Raw genomic sequence first — 18,128 nt, 5'->3', positions numbered from 1 at the left:
GGGCTGACCAAGGCGCTTGCGCTTTTCTTATTCCGCTATCATTTTGCGCACTTGAAAATAATCGTTGTCGGTACTGACTCAACTTTAGCCCGGTTATACCATCTGTTATGATCCCGGCTTATTAATTCGTCAGTAATTCTCACTTTTTCCACGATTTTTAGAATCTTAATTCAATCTGGTCCGCAAGTCGGGAGGCGGTGTAATAAATAAGGTATCCGCTATGATTATGCGGGGAACAGCCATTTATTTGGCGGTACTACTTTTTAATGGTTAAGAGGCGTTTACTCATGAGAGGGTTACAAAAACAGCAGAGACCCTAAAACACCTTATGCAAACGTAAGCTGAAATTCACACAAAAATAGAGTTCTTCATATATTGAAAATGAAGGACTCTATTTACTTACCGTCTCCTGCGGCGTTTAAGGTATTGGACTAGTTCTTCCAAACGTTTAATTTTCTCTGATAACTGAGTTTTGGCTTCATTCAAGCCTTCTTTTACTTCGCTCAATTCAGCTGTGAGCTGTTCGACCTTATGTTTAAGCTAGTAGGGTTAGAATCTTTTCTTTAATTTCTGATTGATTTAAGGTCTTTGAGAGAAATGATAGAGTAGTTGGATTTATAAAACTTTGTGCAGCAGTCACCAGGGAGTTGAGTGTTTCTGCATTCAATTGACTATCCTTATCTGCTTTACTGTTATCGGTTACCTTATCGTTTTCGGGTAATTTCTTAAAGATTCCCTGGGTAAAATTAAGTATTTCATTTAATGTCGGATCTTTCTTTAAATCTTCAATATGTGGCTTTACTTCTTTCTCATTCATTTGATACACCCTTTCTGTCTATAAGTAAGATCTCCCCGGCATATACCGGTATAGCCGGAGAGACTGTAAGGAACTTCAGGTCTCAAATCTCTTGAAGAGATTATGCAGCACCGTTTTCTACAGCAATTACTTCACCGATGCAAGTGTAAAGGACATCAGCTAGAGCGTCCTGACCCAACAAGATCGCAACTACCAAAGCAAGTGCCAGCAAAAGAACGACAATCGCAGTAATTAACATCTCTTCACCCCCTTCCTTGAAGAAGATAGGTAAGATCCGAACCTTACAAGAACATCTTATGTGAAAATATCGGACGAGCATCAGCTTGTATCATAGATTAGTGAATTCGGGCTGCCTATTTATAAAACCTGTAGGCAAATGTTTGATAATCAGAAAGCTTTCTTATATGTTGAAGTTAGAAAACTAAGGAGGGATCGTATAATTGTCTGAGCCAATCGCCTTAACGAAGATAACAGTGATTCAAAAAGATACCCCAAATAAGATAAGAGAGGCTTATATTGATGGATTTAGTGAGCCTTTGGTTTTTGGAGTCCATGGCGGAGTAAAGCAGTTCTATGGTGTAAATCCAGAAATAGAATATCCTTCCACGCTTGACCATATTGTTGCTGCAGCAGGCGGCTGACTGGTTGGAACCCTATCTGGCGCGCTGGAGGCGCGTAAAATACCAACTTCACCTGATAAAGTCATGGCTAAAGTCCAAGGAACAATTGAAGCACCGGAGGGAGTCCTTAAAATCACGAAAATCAGTTGTCACTATGAATTGAAGGTCCCAGCAGGAAAAAGTGAAGCTGCTGAAAGAGCATTGAACGTCTTTGAACAAGGATGTCCGGTTGCACAAACACTTAAGGGCTGCATCCAGTTCACACATACCTGGGAAATCGAAGAATACTAGTAAAATGAGTCCTTATCTAATAAGATGAGGGCTCATTTTTATTTTATAATGAAAAAAGCACCTAATAATGTGTCACACTTTACAATTAGATTCGACTTATTGTATAGAGAGCGGGAATGAGGTGGGGGAAATAAAAGAAAATGTTAAAGAACAACAGGTAATGGAATGGTATGAGATGTTTTATAAAGATATTTACCGCTTTATTTTTTACATGATGGGAGACCGTCAATGCTGTGAGGACTTGGTACATGACACTTTTTTACGTGCCTATATGTCCTATGAGAAATTCGAAAATAGAACGAACGTGAAAACCTGGCTTTTTAGTATAGCAAAACATCTCGTAATAGATGAAATACGCAAGAGAAAAAGAAAGAGTTTTTTTCATTATTTGCAAACGTCCCAGAGACACAGTCACCTTTTAACATTGAACAGTATATTGAACACCGGGATACGATAGAGAGAACACTGGGTGCGATCCAACAGCTTAAACCAGACTACCGGCTTGTGATTACTTTGAAAAAGGTTGAAGAGTGTTCCACTAAGGAAATCTCCGAAATCCTGGGTTGGTCGGAATCAAAAATCAGAAAGACTTTGTCAAGGGGATTAGCTGCATTAAAGAAAATGGATGTAGTGGAAGGGAGCGAATACTTTGAAGAAACCTTCTGAACGAAATTGGGCTGCCCTAAGATCAGTTACCCCGGGAGAAGATGAAAGAGACAGGATGAGAAGTAAAATCAGGTCCTCGATTCGTGCTCAAGCTGGTTTTAATGTAAAACATAAAATATTCGAGTTGAAAAATGTTATATTAACAGCAATATTTGTAATCCTCTCGGCAGGTCTGCTCATCCAGTTACAACAACATTATCAATCTCCCGATGGAGCAGGACAATCGCAAGCAGTTAATGAATTCAGTCTCAATTGGAGTTTAGGAAGTATATATAGCGAAAAGAACGAAGAGGGTTATGCATTTTTTGAAAAAGGCAACCCTGAACAAGTAGGAATGGCTAAGTTTGTAACTGATGGAGAGAAGAATAAAATCATCAATACGAGCGCTATGAATATGGCAAAAGAGATGGTGAACTTTCCTTATCCAACATCATTATATATCGAACACGTCAAAATGATGGATGTTAGCCTCCGCTACCATTTTTTCGTCAAAGCCGGAAAGGAAACATTGCATTTCAGCTTCGATTACCCAAAACTTGAATACGCTGAAATTTTCCAGGTCATTTCATCATTAAACTTCATCGAGCCTAAACCCTATCGGCATGACGAGCAGCTTTATGTTACCCATGGCTACGGAAGTCTCCCTTATCCTGTTGGCATAAGCAATTAAGCTTATGGGTGATACAGAAAAATATGTTTGGGATCAAGGAGTACCTCAACGCTTTAAAGATTATATCGAAAATATCATTTCAACAGGTTTATGGAAGCAAATCAAGGGTGGGGGTTCATCGTACACATTAGAATCCACAGATGGTTCAGAAATAGTTGAAATTTCATTAAAAGATAAAGAAATAACCTACCATTATTCATATCCTAACAGCGAAGAGTAAAAAGACTTTCTTAGGAGAAAAAGGATTTAATGATAAGTAGCCGAATTCTTATATATATCTTGAAACAAGGGGAATCTCTGTGATTGATTTAGTGCGTGTGAAACAAGATGAGGAACAAATTCTTCAAAATTTAATTCAATTTTATATTTACGAATTTACAGTCTTTCAGGATATCAAGCTTGAAGTGAATGGAAGCTTTGCTCCATTTGATTTAAAACCATATTGGGCTGAAGTGGATTTACATGCTTTTTTATCATGCATGATGGGGAACTGGCAGGTTTTGCAATGGTCGAAAGCGGAGACCCCAATGTAATCCTTGAGTTTTTTATCATGAGAAATTTTACCGGAGAGGATTCGGCAAAATTGCTGCTTTTAAGCTATTTGATCAATTCCCTGGAACATGGAGTATCACCCAGGTAGAGAAAAATGAACCGGCAAGGAACTTCTGGCGGAAAGTAATAGGGGACTATACCAGCGGCAACTATGTTGAAAAGCATGATGATTTCAATCGATCCATCCAAGAATTCAGCACAGGATTAAAAGTTAAATAGTTAATTTAAAATAATACCTAAAATAATGATTGCAAAATGACATAGTGGTTGTTTATAATGGTAAAAATATCTAATCGATGATGAAGAGAGTAATTATTCTTTGTTTGCTTCAGCGAGCCAGGGACGGTGGAAGCCTGGTGTGGGAGAATAATGAAGCGCACTTTTGAGATGCTTGCCTGAACGGATGTAGGGCCGGCCGGGATTTACCCGTTATCAAAGAAAGCAGGTTCCTTAGTGTGGAACAATTTGAGTGGTACCGCGGGATAAACTCTCGTCTCTTATATAGAGACGGGAGTTTTTTGTATTTTATATAGGGGGCTTTCTAATGAAATATGTAAAAATGTATTCAGAATTGCTTGCTGCCGAGATAGATGGGCTTCTTACTTGTAATGAAATAGAGAGGTTAATTGAGAAACCCAAATTTTTGCACCAGGGGGACTTGGCTTTCCCATGTTTCCAACTGGTGAAAACGATGAGAAAGCCACCAGCTGATATTGCCAAAGATCTAAGTTCACGATTGCAAAGCCAGGTCGAAGTCGATGGGTCATTTAATCGTTTTGAAGCAGTTGGCGGTTATTTAAATGCGTTTTTAAATAAGGCAAACGTCACCAAAGAACTTTTAAATGAAATACGGCAAAAAAAGAATCATTATGGTGACCTTGACCTTGGTGAAAGTCAGACTGTAACAATTGATCTTTCCTCGCCAAATATCGCCAAGCCATTTTCCATGGGCCATCTGCGGTCAACGGTTATCGGGAATTCACTTTCGCTTATTTATGAAAAATGTGGATACAAGCCAGTGAAAATCAACCATTTAGGAGACTGGGGAACTCAATTTGGCAAGCTCATCACGGCATATAAGCTTTGGGGCACTGAGGAAAATGTGAAGGCTGAACCAATACAGGAGCTGCTTGCACTGTATATAAAATTTCATGAAGCCGTTGAAAGCCAGCCACAGCTTGAACAAGAGGGCCGCGACTGGTTCAGACGCCTGGAAAATGGTGATGCTGAAGCACTAGAGCTTTGGAAATGGTTCAAGGATGAATCATTGAAGGAATTTAAAAAAGATTTACGACCTTATGGGAATTGAGTTCGATTCATATGCTGGAGAAGCTTTCTATAATGATAAAATGGGACCAATCGTGAAGATGCTAAGAGAAAAGGGACTGCTTGAAGATTCTGATGGGGCTCAAGTAGTCAAATTAGATGATAATGAACTTCCTCCATGTCTTATAAAAAAATCGGATGGCGCCACTTTATACGCTACGCGGGATTTAGCTGCAGCCAAGTACAGATTCGAAGAATATTCTTTTGTGAAGTCATTATATGTGGTGGGTAACGAGCAAACCCTTCACTTTAAACAGATAAAAGCAGTGCTTGCAAAGATGGACTTTCCATGGGCGAGTGGTATTACACATATTCCATTTGGAATGATGTTAAAGGACGGCAAAAAAATGTCCACAAGAAAAGGCAAGGTCGTTTTGTTAGAAAATGTTCTCCAAGATTCCATTCAGTTGGCGAAAAAGAATATAGAAAATAAAAATCCTTCTTTGGCCAATAAGACAGATATTGCTGTAATGGTCGGAACCGGTGCCGTTGTTTTTCATGACCTTAAAAATTTCCGCATGAATGATATTGAGTTTTCCCTTGAAGAGATGCTAAAAGTCGAAGGCGAAACAGGACCATATGTTCAATATACAAATGCCCGGGCACAGTCATTGTTGAGGAAGGGGGCATTTGAAGCATACAATGGTGACGTCAATTTGGCTGCTGATAATGAATGGCCAGTGATAACAGAACTTCAAGTATTTCCTGATACAATCAAGAGAGCGGTCGAGAAAAATGATCCATCCCTGATTGCTAAATATGTCCTAAACCTGTCACAGGCTTTTAATAAATACTACGGAGAAGTCCGGATACTTGAAGATGATGCAGAAAGAAATGCCCGACTCCAGTTGGTTCATTCTGTTAGCATTGTTCTTGAAGAAGGACTTAGATTGCTGGGCATTAAAACACCGAAGGAAATGTAAAAAGAGTCCCTGGATAATACCAGGGACTCCATTAGGTTCAGTTGTGTTCAATATAATTAGCGAAAATTTCACCAGAGGTGTCGCTTAACTTCAGTTCTACATCTGTCTCGTCAAAAAACCATGTATCGTTTGCTTCGACAAAAAAGGTAATTCCATCAATCTCTTGCTGTTCAGCGGCAATGGCAGGTGCTTCAAGGGAAAATGCCAGGCTATAGCCTTTGTTCTTGTCGCCAAACCCGGCATATTGAGGGTAAAGGCGGATGTGAAACGGTTTTGGTGTATCGAATTCCTGTTCAAACCATTTGAATGCATTTTGATCAATCTTGATTGTCATTTTTGCACCATCCTTTCGTTAGTTTTATTGTAAAACCTGAATGATGCTGGATGCCGTGCTTTATGTCACAGTTTTTGCGTTGTCATGAAAGTGTCAAAAATGATTGAAATAAAAAACAGCTCCAAAATATGGAGCTGGAGATTTTAAACACTTGTTTCCTTTTTCCTCATTGCTTCTGGAATATATACACAAAATGGTTCGCTTTCCATATAGTCACCTGTCACCGCGTAAGTTCTAGAGCGTGAACCACCGCAAACAAAGCGGAATTCACATACACCGCACTTGCCTTATACTTGTCAGGGCTCCGCAAGTCTTTAAAAATAGGGGAGCTTCGATATATTTCAGCCAATGGTTTTTCGCGGACGTTCCCGCCAACCAGTGGCAGCAGCCCTGAAGGCATGACATCACCGGTATGGGAAACAAACAAAAATCCGTTACCGTCATTAACTCCTTTAGGCGCTCGCTTTAACCCATCAATCACTGAGGCCATATCTTTAGTTAAGGTGTCTTCATAATGAATTCCTTCATTTTTATTGACCCTATTTTCTCGTGCTTTTTGCTGGAAAACTACACGTCTATAATGTTGAGCCGCAGTGGTTTTAATATCGTATGGAGCGGTTTTGCTTAGTTCATAAAGCCATCTGAATACCTTTTCGTGTTCTGCTGGAGTAAGGCAGGCATCCAGCTGTCCCCGACCTGTTGGTACAAGCAGGAAGATGTACCACATTACTACCTTGAGTTCTTTCATCAATTCGGCCATCTGTTCAAGATGTTCATAATTGTAGCGGGAAATAACCGTATTAAGCTGCAAAGGCATATTCAAATCGTTCAGGTATTTTACTTTTTCAATTGTAAGATCGAACGATCCGGGAGTGCCTCGAAAATGGTCATGGATTTCAGGAGTAGGCCCATCAAGCTGAAAGCCCATCTTGAAAGTCCGACTTCCTTAGCTCTTTGCATTTTTTCTTTCGTCACATTATCTGTGGCGCTAGGGGTCATTGAAACGCGCATCCCTTTTTTAATTGCATATTCCGCAAGGTCAAAGAGATCTTCTCGCATCATACAGTCCCCACCAGTAAATACAAGCATAGGATTCCCCATGTCGTAAATCTGATCGATCAGATTTTTGCCTTCTTCAGGTGTCAATTCCAATGGGTCAGGCTTATTCTGAGCATCTGCTCTGCAATGCAAGCATTTAAGCTGGCAAGCCCTCGTAACTTCCCAGATAACGATATATGGATTTTCATTAAAATCAATACCAGCAGGATGGCCGCCCGCAGGTTGAGTGAATCGAACTTCATGCATAATCATCACCAACTTTTAATCAATTATTTATTCATTATAAAGTAAGAAATTCTTTTCGCATGTAATGAATGTTACATATAACGATAATGGTTTAATCAGGAAAAACTAAACCAAGTAAAGATGGAATCCTAAATGATGAAGAGAAATAATCGAACATAAAATTAACTGAAAAATTTGAAACTTTTTCACTCATCCCGCCGTCTATATAAAGGGAGCAATTAGTGTGTTCGGGAAGTGGGGGATAACGGTGAAAAAGACTGTTCCGTGGGTAATCATGTCATTTCTGATTTTATTGTGCATCATCAGCTGGAGCATATACAGCACTTATAAACCTGTCCCTTCGGACTTAGATATGGTTGTAGCCAAACATACTGTGGAGGTTAAGCCTGCAACATACTCCTTAAGGAAATGGGGAAGGACTGCCTCGGCAGATACGAATACCGACCCTGCTGTACTAGTAAAAGACTCTCATCCAATTATTGTTGAGAAAGACGACAAGATCAGGCTGTTATTCGAACAATCACCTGATTCTGTGAAATGTTATTTATGGGAAATGGATACAGGAAAGCTCGCATATAAAGGACTTAAAGGGTACCCATTAAACCTTGAGGAGTCGAATGTTGCTACTGGGGATTATGCAATGGAGATTCGTGCTAAATGGGGAAATGGCTACGTTTTATATAACACAAGAATTATGGTACACGATGATACCGAATAATCTGCCATTGGTTTGCCGAAAAGCATGCTAATGGCTTTTTCTATTTTGAAGCTATTTAAGCTGGCATATTTCTTTGCGCTCTTGCCATACTAAAACAGTACCAATACTCTGAGAAAGAAGGGACCATAATGACTGTAGGAGCCCAAGTAAAACAAACAATCGCTGGTCTAAAGAGTGCTCAAGCAAGTTTGGAGACATTTGCACTTGGAACAGATAATCAGCAAGCTAAACAACTATATCAGACAGCTGCTCAACAAACTCAAGCAGTTATAGATAGCATTCAACCGCGTCTGCAGGAAATTGAACAAGAAGAACCACAATACAAACAGTAAAAAGTCAGGGAGGCAGGGGGGAACCCGCCCTTTTCTTATACATAGGAGTGAAAAAATTGACAATTGCATCAGATGTTAACCAGGTCCTTTCAACGATAAAAGGGATAGAAGCGCAGTTATCTTCTATGGCACTGAATACCAATAATCCAGAAGCAAGCAAAATCTTTCACGAAACGATGCTGGTCGTCGGAGAAATAAAAACGGACCTGCAAAATAGGAAAACTCAGCTTGAACTAGCAGAGCCGCAATATAAAAGCTAGAGGTGAGAAAATGAATGAATGGACACACATAATCGTTTCGTCTGTCTTGTTTGTAGTGACATTGTTTGCGATTACAAAAATTGGTGGGAAGAAGCAGCTGGCGGAGCTGTCTTTTTTTGAATATGTTTCGGGTATTACTATTGGAAGTATCGCTGGTGAAGTCATTATGGGTCTCGATGGAAATTTGTTTCATGGAGTATTGGCCATAGTTATTTTTGGATCCTTTACATATTTGCATGACCTCATTGGGATCAAAAGCAAGAAGTTCAGAGATTTTTTTGAAGGTAAGGCAACAGTAATTATTAAAGATGGAAAAGTGATGGAAGAGAATTTAAAGAAGGAAAAATATACAATCGATGAATTAAATTCTTTACTAAGACAGAAAAATGTTTTTAAGACTGCAGATGTTGAGTTTGCTGTTTTGGAACCAAAAGGTGATTTAAGTGTATTGCTAAAAAAAGAAGTGCTCCCTCTAACTGCAAAGGACTTGAATTTGCCCGTAGCCCCTGAAAAAGAAAGCTATACTGTTATAATGGATGGAAATGTATTGAATGATCAACTAGCAGCGGCAGGTAAAACCAAGGGGTGGCTGGACATTGAGCTGACTAATCTTGGAGTGACACTTGACAATGTTTTTTTAGGCCAAGTTGATTCTTATGGGAAGTTATTCATTGATACGTACGATGACCAACTGCAGGTTCCATCACCTCAACCGAGAAAACTATTGCTGGCCATGCTTAATAAATGCCAGGCAGATCTAGAATTATTCGCTCTAGCAACTGAGTCTTCGAGTACCAGGGAAATGTATAATAAAAACGCAAGAAAGTTGCAAGAAGCCATCCAAAAGCTTAAGCCTTTTTTGAAAGAGTAAGCAGCTGTTTATGTTATCTTTTTCCGGAATATCAATTAGAAGAAATCAAATACTAATTGATGGAGGGGATTTTCAAATCTCGTCTAATTTTAAAAGGGGTGCTGCCGGATGAATAAATCTGCATGGATTTCTACGCTGATGAGATCGAATATACCTCAAAATATGATGAAAATGTTCGGATACAAACGTAAAAGAAATCGCTCCATGACGTATTCGGTTATGGGAGTTGTAGCGAGTGCTGCAGCAGCGTTTATTTTTCGAAATCGAATGGGTAATGGAATGAGGCAGCTTTTCCAAAATTCCAATGCTGGCACAGCTTTTAATAAGCCAGTGGCTGCGGGAATAACAGAATTTGCAAAAGAAATCACATCTGGATTGAATACGAATAAGACAAGTACATCTACTGGATTCCATTCGACTACCTCGACAAACCCGGAAAGCAGCCAGATGATCAACCAAATTGCTTCAGCTGCCAAAGAAACAGGAAACAGCCAGCAGGTCGATCAATTAGCTAATCAATTAATTAAACGCAACCTATAATAACTTGCAAAAATAAAAATCCCGCTGCAATCAAGCGGGATTTTTATTTTATAAAAATAATTATCAACCTCTCAAAATGCGAAAAATCACTGTTTATTCTTATAATCAGTTCCATTTTCCCTTGTCATAAAAACAAGCTAGGTAAACTGGCATATAACAATTAGATTACCATAAGATTAAGCTTTTATTTCATTCGTGTAACAAAAAATGTTAGAAAAAGGTAAAAAGAACCTTTAAACCCTGTAAATAATAGGTTTTGGCTATTTTGGCATGCAAACGGAATTTTTACCAGAGGAAAACAATTCCTCACAAACCAATATTTATAGATTCAAAACAAGTTTGGGAAACTCTACTATTAATTTGTAATCGAAATCAAAGGAGTTGCTCTAACATGAAAAAACAGCTTTTGACGGTGGCTGCAACAGCCGGGATTTTATTTACATCATTCAATGGTTCAGCAAGTGCTCATGAAAAATTACACACAGTTCAATCTGGGAATTCATTATGGAAACTATCAAATATATATAATGTTGCTATGAATGATATTCAAAAGTGGAATAATCTATCAAGCTCAACCATCTATGTAAATCAAAAACTATCAGTTCTAGCTCCGCACAGTCACACGACAGCTGCAAATACAAGTGCCAGAACAACAAGTTCTGCTTATATTGTGAAGTCAGGCGATACTTTATGGGGAATTTCAAAATCATATGGGATGTCCATTAGCGGACTTAAATCATTAAACGGACTTAAATCTGATGTGATCTATCCTGGACAAAGATTAAAAGTGTCTGGGACTGCTGCTGTCACTGCATCACCAGCACCAGCAAGCTCATCCAGCACATACACGGTCCGTGGCGGAGACAACTTGTCAACGATTGCTGCTCGCCATAATTTATCGCTGTCACAATTGATTTCTATCAATAATCTAAAATCTCATCTTATCTTCCCTGGTCAGGTATTATTGCTTTCAGGCTCATCTTCAACACCAGTTGCTACTTATGTATCATCAGCAAGTACTCCTGTTATGGCGACGTATAGTTCTACCTCTAAGGTAAACTCATTAATTGCTGAATCCATGAAGTATATAGGTGTACCTTATGTTTGGGCAGGGAGCACACCGGCAGGGTTTGATTGTTCAGGATATTTAAACTATGTATATAGCAAAGTTGGAGTTTCAATCCCGAGAACAGTATCATCCATTTGGAATGCTACAAAACCTGTTTCTTCACCACGTGTAGGAGACCTTGTATTCTTTGAAACCTATAAGCCAGGTCCATCCATGCGGGTATTTATCTAGGCGATGGCAAGTTTATTCACGCCGGTTCTTCAAGAGGAGTAGAAATTAGTGACATGAATAATTCCTATTGGAAGCCACGTTACCTTGGAGCCAAAACCACATTTTAGTCTGATGTTTTATCATTTACCCAGCAATTTGAGTTCTAAAACCTCCTGATTGGAGGTTTTTATTTTTTTCATGAACAACTATTCGGATTAACATATACAAAGCACAGCTTTTAATTTGTAAACCACTTAATAAATAGCGTATAATCCAATTAAAATCTTATTTGCTAACGTGCAAGTGTTTGGATGCAGGCCATCATGGATTAAATAATTTGTACATAGTGAATTCTGGTGAGTTTAATGATTTGGAGGCATAAAAAGTGAGAATTCCTATACTAAAGTTAAAAGATTATTTATTAGTTTCAATTCAAGTAGAATTAGATGACCAAACTGTATTGACTTTTCAAGAGGACTTGTTGAATAAAATTAAGGATACAGGTGCAAAGGGTGTCGTAATTGATTTAACTTCAGTCGATATGATTGATTCGTTCATTGCAAAAGTATTGGGCGACGTAATCGTAATGACAAGCCTGATGGGGACGAAAGCTGTCCTTACGGGTATCCAGCCTGCAGTCGCCATTACGTTAATAGAACTTGGCATAACAATGGAAAATGTCCATACTGCACTGGATCTCGAGCAAGGAATTTTGATATTAAGCCAATTGTTAGAGGGTTAGCCAAATGACAGAACCGATTATTATTAATATTAATAATGAATTTGATATAGTGCTTGCCCGTCAGAAAGGGAGAGAAGTTTCAAAAAATCTCCAATTTGGTGGCGTTGACCAGGCAAGAATAACGACTGCAATTTCTGAGCTCGCAAGAAACATTTATTTATATGCGGGAAGCGGACAGATTACTATTGACGTCTTAGAAGATAACGGAAGAAAAGGGATACAGATTTCTGCTGCTGATAATGGTCCAGGCATAAGTGATATAAGGATGGTCTTGCAGGATGGTTTTTCTACTTCAGGCGGCCTTGGTGCAGGACTTCCAGGAGTTAAAAGATTAATGGACAGTTTTGATATTGACTCTACGCCTGGAACTGGCACAAAAATCACGATCACCAAATGGGCTAGATAAAGGAGATTGGCATGGTGCTTGACAAAATACATCATCCTCCATTATCTGTTCAGAGTATGAAAAGTCAAAAGAGTTTTATACAAAGTTCTTGGCTTTAAGGTCATCTCAGCGATCTATAGAGAAGAACGAAGGTCGTATAAATTGGATTTAAGTGTTGGAAGTCATTATCAAATTGAATTGTTCTCTTTCTCAGATGTTCCAGCACGCCCGAGTTACCCTGAAGCTGCTGGTCTCAGGCATCTCGCTTTCACTGTGAAAAACATTTCCTCTTTTGTAAATTATCTTGAAACGCAAGGAATAGAAGTGGAGCAAATCAGAATCGATCCACTGACTCAGAAGCAATTTACATTCTTTACTGACCCGGATGGTTTACCAATTGAATTATATAGTGTTTAATATTTAGTTCTCCGCATTGTTCTCCGATTATCCTTTCTGAAAAACAGATCATTTTAGAAATTCCTTACCTCAAATTCCAGTTAAAAAAGGATGTTCAGCCATGCCGAACATCCTTTCACTTACTTATATTGTCCATTGTTTTAAAACTTGTTCGCGGGCCTGCTCAAGGATTTCTTCCTCTGGAGTGTCGGGGTCTGCTATCACATTAGTCAAATAATTTTTTCCCTTTAAATCCACTATTACCGTAACTTCTCTCATAAAACATTTTCCTTTCTTTTTGTTTAAGTGCTGTTAGGTTAGTTCCTGTAATATTAATTACCATCCAGGCGGATAAAGTAAACATCATGTATTGACAGTTTTATATTTCTAGTCTCATTGACAATTTATCAGGTTTGGTCTTTTATCTTGAGGGAATAAGACAAACATCATGCCTAAGGAGGGAAACGTATGAGCAATCACAATAAAGAGAAGCAAAGTTTGGTTGATTATGAACGAGAAAAATTAAGCAATACTAAAAAGGTTGATGAGTTCAAGGATCAAGGTAGAGTTCCCGACCAGCAAAACAGATTAAAAGACCAAGAAAACCTCAGGAAATGAATAACTAGTGGTTTAAACCAGCTAAATTTACAAAATAATCATACACTAAAAACAAGCCGGGCTATACTCGGCTTGTTTTTAGTTCTTTTTTATGATTCAAAAGGATAGGAAATCCTTATTAATTGTATGAAAGTTAATTTCCACTCATTTCCATAAACGCTGAAAATTCCTGTTCTTTTGACACTCCTTTTTTCACGAAATCTTTCAGGATCTTCCGCGAATTGGGGTATGAATCATTAAAGCGGGGTTATCAAGGCATTACATTACCAACAGTTGTCAACCCGTTTTTCCAATTTTTGCTTTTTATAGCGTTTTATTGCAACTAAACCCCGCAATTCACATAATATTTGGAGTTTTAATACGAAATTTTGTATTCATAAAGAAATGTTATAGTAACTAAGCTTGATTATTTGCGCATTTAAAGGTAGATATTAAAAGAAGCGGACCTTAATAAGCTAATACACTAGTTGACCAATTGGCGTCGAATGTTTAAGGGATAATTGTTAAGTATATTAATTAATGGAGGAGTTATTATGCCTTGCAGAACTACTGATGAGTTGAATGAATTGGTACATAAAGCAAAAAATTATATTGGCGGCGGAAAGGTAGCAGATTATATTCCTGCGCTTGCAAAAGCGAACCCAGAAGAATTGTCTGTCGCTATTTTTCATGATGATGGAACTTGTGTTTCTGCTGGAGACATACAGCAGAAGTTAACATTGCAAAGTGTTTCAAAGGTGTTAACATTGGCGCTTGCACTATTGGATTATGGAGAAGAAGCTGTCTTTGACAAAGTGGGGTATGAGCCAACTGGTGATCCGTTTAATTCAATTGTTAAGCTGGAGTTCAGTCCTTCCAAACCGTTAAATCCAATGATTAATGCAGGTGCACTCGCAGTTACTCATATGATCAAAGGGAACAATGCCGACGATCGTTTTAGGAGGATACTTTCCTTCATCCAACAACTGGCAGGTAATTCCTCGGTTGGATATTCAAAAGAAGTTGCTCAATCTGAATACGAAACTTCGGATCTTAACAGGGCGCTGTGCTATTTTTTGAAACAACATGGTGTCATAGATGAGGATGTAGAAGAATTATTAAATGTATACACGAAGCAATGCGCAATCGAGATGGATTGCCTGGACCTTGCACGTATTGGCTGTGTTTTCGCCATGGATGGATTAGAACCAGTTACTAACCGTCGCCTGATTCCTGTCCATGTGGCCAGGCTATGTAAAACTTTCATGGTCACGTGTGGAATGTATAACGCGTCAGGCGAGTTTGCTGTAAGGGTTGGAATCCCGGCAAAAAGTGGTGTATCAGGCGGAATAATGGGCTCAGTGCCAAACCGGTTTGGAATTGGAATATTAGGGCTTCATTAGATGAAAAGGGCAATAGTATAGGCGGAATCAAATTATTAGAAATGATGTCAGCAAAATATAATATGAGCATGTTTTAAATTAGACTTATTCTACGGTCCTCAGCTATGTATATAAAATAATTCTTTAAGGCAAAATTCGCATAGATAGTTTCTTTTCGAACATGTTCTTGCAACCAAATTATTCAAGATATCGAGGCTCATTTCGAGGGTACCCCCTGAATAGGGAAAGCAATAAGGTAGAGAAAGCTACAAAGTTTATGAATTCAAAAAGCAGAGGACGTGTACGAATGTACCGTCCTTACTTTTTTGTACCATATAATCGTTTTGCTGATTCTCTACGATACGCGGCATTGCCAAAAGCTTATGTTTACCGAGGGATATGAGCTTAAGGTGTGAGGCTAACCACGCCTTTGACTAGGGTAATTACTCCTTTTTGATTATCCTCCAAAGGCTTCAAGTATATCCTCAACTTCCTTCAAATTAAGCAGTTTTGCAGCATCTGTCGATTCCTTCATGGTTTTTGGTTTTGCAGATGGCGGTATCTGGTAAACCCCATTCTCTAGTATCGACTTTATTTCTGCAAGCTGCTGCAGGATTTCCCCTGAACCTCCATTTGTCATAGGCCTGTGGTTCAAGTATTGATGAAGAGCTGATAAAACAAGGTGAATGAGTGTACTGTTATCAGCATGGTATTCTATCTGATCAATAATTTTGGATGAAACAGAGTGTGACTCACCAGTTTTAACATCAATATATCTTTCAGGGACAGTTATCGCAACTTTGTTCTCGTAATCCGTATATATGTTTGACATACCGATCATCCTTCAACAGAAATTAATTCCTCGGTATTCTCATGTTGTTTTTTTAGTTGATTCATCTTGGCTAAAATCATGAGTCCGAAGACATTCAGTTTTTCAAGATTTTCAGGAAAGGTCAATTCGATTGGCCGGCCCTTTTCAGACCATCTGACTGCGGCTTCCTGGATCTGTTTTTGCGCAAGCTTTGCTGCTCCACCTACAGCAATATAGCGTGATGCACCTTTGATTTCACTCGAACTGCTTCTGGCACGATCAAAGTGTTCGAGGTATTTGATGGCCAAGATTCTTAATTGAGGTATGACATACTTGCTAATGTCTTTTTTAACCCCGGCAAAAGGTTCTACATACCATTCCGACTGCCCGGCATACAGCTTTTCTTCGAGTTCTGATCTTGAATCAAATGTGTATAGTTCATTCTTGCTTACTTTTTTTATGATTGTATCCAGGAACAAATTAATTCCAAAGTGGTCCCCTTCTACTGATGCAACAGGTTTATTATTCTTGATTCCTACAAAATCGACAGAATCGCCGCCCAGGTCGCCAATGATGATGCCCTTTTTGGAATCCTTCAAAAGGTTATCATCTTTAATTGCAAGCGTGTCAATGTCACGAATCAAACCTAAATAAGCACAGGCTCCTTCGGCTCCAACAATTACATCTTTAACCTCAAGCTTCACTGTTAGCTCCTTTGGCTCTGGAATACCAGGGACTTTATGGAGTATCACAGTATGGCTTCCAATAAGTCTCTGCTTTAATACTTCTTTTTTATCCTTATATTGAGTGGTAGGGAGGGAAACAGCTAATTGGTCAATGCAATAAGTTATTTCAATATCATCAGGTTTGATGATTGATGCATGATAAGCAGCGGCAGCAAAAAGAAGGACATATGTTCGATCCTCGTCTGCCTTTTGATTGTTGCTTGCTGTCAAGCTGACGTTTCTCTGTTTGGCAGCTGATTTTCCTGCATAAAAGATTTCTCTTTTGTTAATGACCGCCGGGCTTTTTACCTCTACGATCATGTTTTCTTCAAGGTCAATATCTTCCTCGTCATAGGGCTTTTCATAAAATTCATCATCATATAGTGCAATAGCGTTCGGTATATGGTATTCGGCAATTTCTCCTTGATCAGAGGCCAACACTTTATACCAGCTATTGCCTATATCGACAGCAAAGAAATTATAATTGTTCATTTTATCCTCCTCCTTTTGAATTCTATGCAAGAGGCATGATCAACTGTGCAAGTACCCATATGTATTAGGAGAAAGGAAATATAATGGAACTAAATCTTGTTATTATTAAAAATCCGCATTTGTTCTGATTCATTTATCTATGCAAAAAAATCTAGTAGGAATAGGATAAATTGTACAAGAATTTTAAAGGAGGAAAATTTGAATGACTAATGAACATCATGGTTCTCGTGGTTGTGTGAATGTGAATAAATCAGCTTCCAGGAATGAATGTATCAATGTTCCTACACCAGGATTGCCCGCACTTGCGAACCTTCCTGTTACTCTAGCTGATATTACGGTATCAGATCATTTGGTAGCGGATATCCACTTTCCTGATCCAGTACTGGAAATTAAAGATATTAAAAAGCGGGTGAAAATTGTCCAGTGCAGATTGCTTTTGGGACCTGCATCAGATCCTGATACTGGAATTCCACTATTTATCAAAGGATTCATCCGGAAAAATATCCAGTATGCAACTCCTTGCCACCATTCCAAAAGCGACTGTGTATCATCGGAAATGCGCTCTCTTACTGTAGATGTACCGTTTGAGTGTGTAACTATTATCACTGACTTCCTGACGGACCCTGTATTGCCTACACCTAACACTCGAGAAGAATTTGATTTCTTCAGAGCACAGAATTTAGGCCATGGTTATCCAGAAAAAGATCAAATGCTTTCCAGTGACCTTTCTCAGTTCCATCAGGTGAGCACGCAATTCTATAATCAGATTCCATTTTGTGAACTGGTATCCAGCAGCATAGTCCAATGGGACGAAGCAGTTGACCGTTATCCATTACCTCACAACGCACCATTCGAAGAAGGAACATTCCAAAATATTGTAGAAAAAACCTTCCTGCAGTTCCGTGTAAGAGTTTACCAGAACCAGCAAGTGGATATTACCGAATTACTGGATAACAATGGCTGATTCACAAAAAAAATAAATCAACAGACTAAGAACAAAAAGCGCAAGCGCCTTGTTCAGCCCCGACAAGCGCTGGAGGGCCGACCAGTGAAGTCGTTTTTTGACTTCATTGGGCGGACCGAAGCGACTCGAT

The 18,128-nt window shown here is 38.9% G+C and carries 22 protein-coding genes, 5 pseudogenes and 1 other annotated feature; of the genes and pseudogenes, 20 read left to right on the top strand and 7 right to left on the bottom strand.

Annotation, left to right across the window (positions count from 1 at the left end; all coding sequences use genetic code 11):
• Positions 1 to 535: 535 nt before the first annotated feature.
• Positions 536 to 817 carry a hypothetical protein gene (locus JCM21738_RS04145; protein ID WP_035208935.1) on the bottom strand — a complete coding sequence of 94 codons (282 nt, stop codon included), beginning with the start codon at positions 815 to 817 and terminating at the stop codon, positions 536 to 538.
• 100 nt (positions 818 to 917) lie between these two features.
• Positions 918 to 1,055, bottom strand: coding sequence for a hypothetical protein (locus JCM21738_RS24160; RefSeq protein WP_023614298.1), 138 nt, complete (start codon positions 1,053 to 1,055; stop codon positions 918 to 920).
• 202 nt (positions 1,056 to 1,257) lie between these two features.
• Between JCM21738_RS24160 and JCM21738_RS04140 the strand changes: the two genes are divergently transcribed.
• The 7 genes and pseudogenes from JCM21738_RS04140 (at position 1,258) to argS (ending at position 5,865) form a co-directional block, all read left to right on the top strand.
• Positions 1,258 to 1,458, top strand: coding sequence for a hypothetical protein (locus JCM21738_RS04140; RefSeq protein ID WP_023614297.1), 201 nt, complete (start codon positions 1,258 to 1,260; stop codon positions 1,456 to 1,458).
• The gene (locus JCM21738_RS04135; RefSeq protein ID WP_081742037.1) at positions 1,459 to 1,728 is read left to right on the top strand and encodes an OsmC family protein; all 270 of its coding nucleotides are present in this window, start codon (positions 1,459 to 1,461) and stop codon (positions 1,726 to 1,728) included.
• A gap of 67 nt (positions 1,729 to 1,795) precedes the next feature.
• A pseudogene (locus JCM21738_RS27070) lies at positions 1,796 to 2,394 on the top strand (RNA polymerase sigma factor).
• Complete coding sequence (locus JCM21738_RS04125; protein ID WP_035208933.1) at positions 2,378 to 3,064, top strand: hypothetical protein; 687 nt, start codon at positions 2,378 to 2,380, stop codon at positions 3,062 to 3,064. The pseudogene JCM21738_RS27070 and the gene JCM21738_RS04125 overlap by 17 nt, the downstream one beginning before the upstream one ends.
• A gap of 4 nt (positions 3,065 to 3,068) precedes the next feature.
• Complete coding sequence (locus JCM21738_RS04120; protein WP_035208930.1) at positions 3,069 to 3,284, top strand: hypothetical protein; 216 nt, start codon at positions 3,069 to 3,071, stop codon at positions 3,282 to 3,284.
• 79 nt (positions 3,285 to 3,363) lie between these two features.
• Positions 3,364 to 3,597 (top strand): hypothetical protein, encoded by a 234-nt coding sequence (locus JCM21738_RS04115; protein ID WP_035208926.1) that lies wholly within the window; start codon positions 3,364 to 3,366, stop codon positions 3,595 to 3,597.
• 306 nt (positions 3,598 to 3,903) lie between these two features.
• Positions 3,904 to 4,117, top strand: a binding site (T-box leader).
• A gap of 43 nt (positions 4,118 to 4,160) precedes the next feature.
• Positions 4,161 to 5,865, top strand: a pseudogene (argS, locus tag JCM21738_RS04110) (arginine--tRNA ligase).
• A gap of 37 nt (positions 5,866 to 5,902) precedes the next feature.
• Here the strand turns inward: argS and JCM21738_RS04105 are convergent.
• The gene (locus JCM21738_RS04105; RefSeq protein ID WP_023614291.1) at positions 5,903 to 6,199 is read right to left on the bottom strand and encodes a HesB/YadR/YfhF family protein; all 297 of its coding nucleotides are present in this window, start codon (positions 6,197 to 6,199) and stop codon (positions 5,903 to 5,905) included.
• A gap of 143 nt (positions 6,200 to 6,342) precedes the next feature.
• Positions 6,343 to 7,504: pseudogene (locus JCM21738_RS04100) on the bottom strand (TIGR04053 family radical SAM/SPASM domain-containing protein).
• A 247-nt stretch (positions 7,505 to 7,751) separates the two neighbouring features.
• On the opposite strand from JCM21738_RS04100, the gene JCM21738_RS04095 reads away from it, so the two are divergent.
• The 10 genes and pseudogenes from JCM21738_RS04095 (at position 7,752) to gloA2 (ending at position 13,048) form a co-directional block, all read left to right on the top strand.
• Complete coding sequence (locus JCM21738_RS04095) at positions 7,752 to 8,222, top strand: hypothetical protein (RefSeq protein ID WP_023614289.1); 471 nt, start codon at positions 7,752 to 7,754, stop codon at positions 8,220 to 8,222.
• A 128-nt stretch (positions 8,223 to 8,350) separates the two neighbouring features.
• Positions 8,351 to 8,554 (top strand): DUF1657 domain-containing protein, encoded by a 204-nt coding sequence (locus JCM21738_RS04090; RefSeq protein WP_023614288.1) that lies wholly within the window; start codon positions 8,351 to 8,353, stop codon positions 8,552 to 8,554.
• Positions 8,555 to 8,601: 47 nt separating this feature from the next.
• Complete coding sequence (locus tag JCM21738_RS04085) at positions 8,602 to 8,814, top strand: DUF1657 domain-containing protein (RefSeq protein WP_439645983.1); 213 nt, start codon at positions 8,602 to 8,604, stop codon at positions 8,812 to 8,814.
• A 10-nt stretch (positions 8,815 to 8,824) separates the two neighbouring features.
• On the top strand, positions 8,825 to 9,685 hold the full coding sequence (locus tag JCM21738_RS04080; protein WP_023614286.1) for a DUF421 domain-containing protein: 861 nt from the start codon (positions 8,825 to 8,827) through the stop codon (positions 9,683 to 9,685).
• 108 nt (positions 9,686 to 9,793) lie between these two features.
• On the top strand, positions 9,794 to 10,225 hold the full coding sequence (locus tag JCM21738_RS04075; protein WP_023614285.1) for a hypothetical protein: 432 nt from the start codon (positions 9,794 to 9,796) through the stop codon (positions 10,223 to 10,225).
• A gap of 391 nt (positions 10,226 to 10,616) precedes the next feature.
• Entirely contained in the window at positions 10,617 to 11,525 is a 909-nt protein-coding gene (locus JCM21738_RS04070; protein ID WP_256360172.1) for a peptidoglycan endopeptidase, read from the top strand.
• Positions 11,504 to 11,632, top strand: coding sequence for an NlpC/P60 family protein (locus JCM21738_RS26590; protein WP_369385635.1), 129 nt, complete (start codon positions 11,504 to 11,506; stop codon positions 11,630 to 11,632). The genes JCM21738_RS04070 and JCM21738_RS26590 overlap by 22 nt, the downstream gene beginning before the upstream one ends.
• Before the next feature lie 257 nt (positions 11,633 to 11,889).
• Positions 11,890 to 12,246, top strand: a complete 357-nt coding sequence (locus JCM21738_RS04065; protein ID WP_023614283.1) for an STAS domain-containing protein — start codon at positions 11,890 to 11,892, stop codon at positions 12,244 to 12,246.
• Between the two features lie 4 nt (positions 12,247 to 12,250).
• Positions 12,251 to 12,652, top strand: a complete 402-nt coding sequence (locus JCM21738_RS04060; RefSeq protein WP_023614282.1) for an anti-sigma regulatory factor — start codon at positions 12,251 to 12,253, stop codon at positions 12,650 to 12,652.
• Between the two features lie 11 nt (positions 12,653 to 12,663).
• Positions 12,664 to 13,048, top strand: a pseudogene (gene gloA2 / locus JCM21738_RS04055) (SMU1112c/YaeR family gloxylase I-like metalloprotein).
• Positions 13,049 to 13,171: 123 nt separating this feature from the next.
• On the opposite strand, the gene JCM21738_RS23775 reads toward gloA2, so the two are convergent.
• The gene (locus tag JCM21738_RS23775; protein ID WP_023614280.1) at positions 13,172 to 13,306 is read right to left on the bottom strand and encodes a BA3454 family stress response protein; all 135 of its coding nucleotides are present in this window, start codon (positions 13,304 to 13,306) and stop codon (positions 13,172 to 13,174) included.
• Positions 13,307 to 13,495: 189 nt separating this feature from the next.
• On the opposite strand from JCM21738_RS23775, the gene JCM21738_RS24155 reads away from it, so the two are divergent.
• A complete protein-coding gene (locus JCM21738_RS24155; RefSeq protein ID WP_023614279.1) occupies positions 13,496 to 13,645 on the top strand; it encodes a hypothetical protein in 150 nt (49 codons plus the stop codon).
• Between the two features lie 533 nt (positions 13,646 to 14,178).
• A pseudogene (gene glsA / locus JCM21738_RS04050) lies at positions 14,179 to 15,104 on the top strand (glutaminase A).
• Positions 15,105 to 15,463: 359 nt separating this feature from the next.
• Here the strand turns inward: glsA and JCM21738_RS04045 are convergent.
• The gene (locus tag JCM21738_RS04045) at positions 15,464 to 15,838 is read right to left on the bottom strand and encodes a hypothetical protein (protein WP_023614277.1); all 375 of its coding nucleotides are present in this window, start codon (positions 15,836 to 15,838) and stop codon (positions 15,464 to 15,466) included.
• Between the two features lie 5 nt (positions 15,839 to 15,843).
• Positions 15,844 to 17,034: a ParM/StbA family protein gene (locus tag JCM21738_RS04040; protein WP_023614276.1), complete on the bottom strand. Its 1,191-nt coding sequence runs from the start codon at positions 17,032 to 17,034 to the stop codon at positions 15,844 to 15,846.
• A 202-nt stretch (positions 17,035 to 17,236) separates the two neighbouring features.
• Between JCM21738_RS04040 and JCM21738_RS04035 the strand changes: the two genes are divergently transcribed.
• Entirely contained in the window at positions 17,237 to 17,998 is a 762-nt protein-coding gene (locus JCM21738_RS04035) for a CsxC family protein (protein ID WP_023614275.1), read from the top strand.
• Positions 17,999 to 18,128 lie beyond the last annotated feature (130 nt).

It is taken from the genome of Mesobacillus boroniphilus JCM 21738 (assembly GCF_000517385.1).
Taxonomy (GTDB): domain Bacteria; phylum Bacillota; class Bacilli; order Bacillales; family Cytobacillaceae; genus Mesobacillus; species Mesobacillus boroniphilus.
This window is presented reverse-complemented; position numbering and strand designations above follow the sequence as displayed.

Excerpts from the sequence above, each read along its gene's own strand:
- JCM21738_RS04145 (WP_035208935.1), bottom strand. The coding sequence starts at position 817 with ATGAATGAGAAAGAAGTAAAGCCACATATTGAAGATTTAAAGAAAGAT.
- JCM21738_RS24160 (WP_023614298.1), bottom strand. The coding sequence starts at position 1,055 with ATGTTAATTACTGCGATTGTCGTTCTTTTGCTGGCACTTGCTTTGGTA.
- JCM21738_RS04120 (WP_035208930.1), top strand. The coding sequence starts at position 3,069 with ATGGGTGATACAGAAAAATATGTTTGGGATCAAGGAGTACCTCAACGC.
- JCM21738_RS04105 (WP_023614291.1), bottom strand. The coding sequence starts at position 6,199 with ATGACAATCAAGATTGATCAAAATGCATTCAAATGGTTTGAACAGGAA.
- JCM21738_RS04090 (WP_023614288.1), top strand. The coding sequence starts at position 8,351 with ATGACTGTAGGAGCCCAAGTAAAACAAACAATCGCTGGTCTAAAGAGT.
- JCM21738_RS04080 (WP_023614286.1), top strand. The coding sequence starts at position 8,825 with ATGAATGAATGGACACACATAATCGTTTCGTCTGTCTTGTTTGTAGTG.
- JCM21738_RS04075 (WP_023614285.1), top strand. The coding sequence starts at position 9,794 with ATGAATAAATCTGCATGGATTTCTACGCTGATGAGATCGAATATACCT.
- JCM21738_RS04070 (WP_256360172.1), top strand. The coding sequence starts at position 10,617 with ATGAAAAAACAGCTTTTGACGGTGGCTGCAACAGCCGGGATTTTATTT.
- JCM21738_RS04060 (WP_023614282.1), top strand. The coding sequence starts at position 12,251 with ATGACAGAACCGATTATTATTAATATTAATAATGAATTTGATATAGTG.
- JCM21738_RS23775 (WP_023614280.1), bottom strand. The coding sequence starts at position 13,306 with ATGAGAGAAGTTACGGTAATAGTGGATTTAAAGGGAAAAAATTATTTG.
- JCM21738_RS24155 (WP_023614279.1), top strand. The coding sequence starts at position 13,496 with ATGAGCAATCACAATAAAGAGAAGCAAAGTTTGGTTGATTATGAACGA.
- JCM21738_RS04045 (WP_023614277.1), bottom strand. The coding sequence starts at position 15,838 with ATGTCAAACATATATACGGATTACGAGAACAAAGTTGCGATAACTGTC.
- JCM21738_RS04040 (WP_023614276.1), bottom strand. The coding sequence starts at position 17,034 with ATGAACAATTATAATTTCTTTGCTGTCGATATAGGCAATAGCTGGTAT.
- JCM21738_RS04035 (WP_023614275.1), top strand. The coding sequence starts at position 17,237 with ATGACTAATGAACATCATGGTTCTCGTGGTTGTGTGAATGTGAATAAA.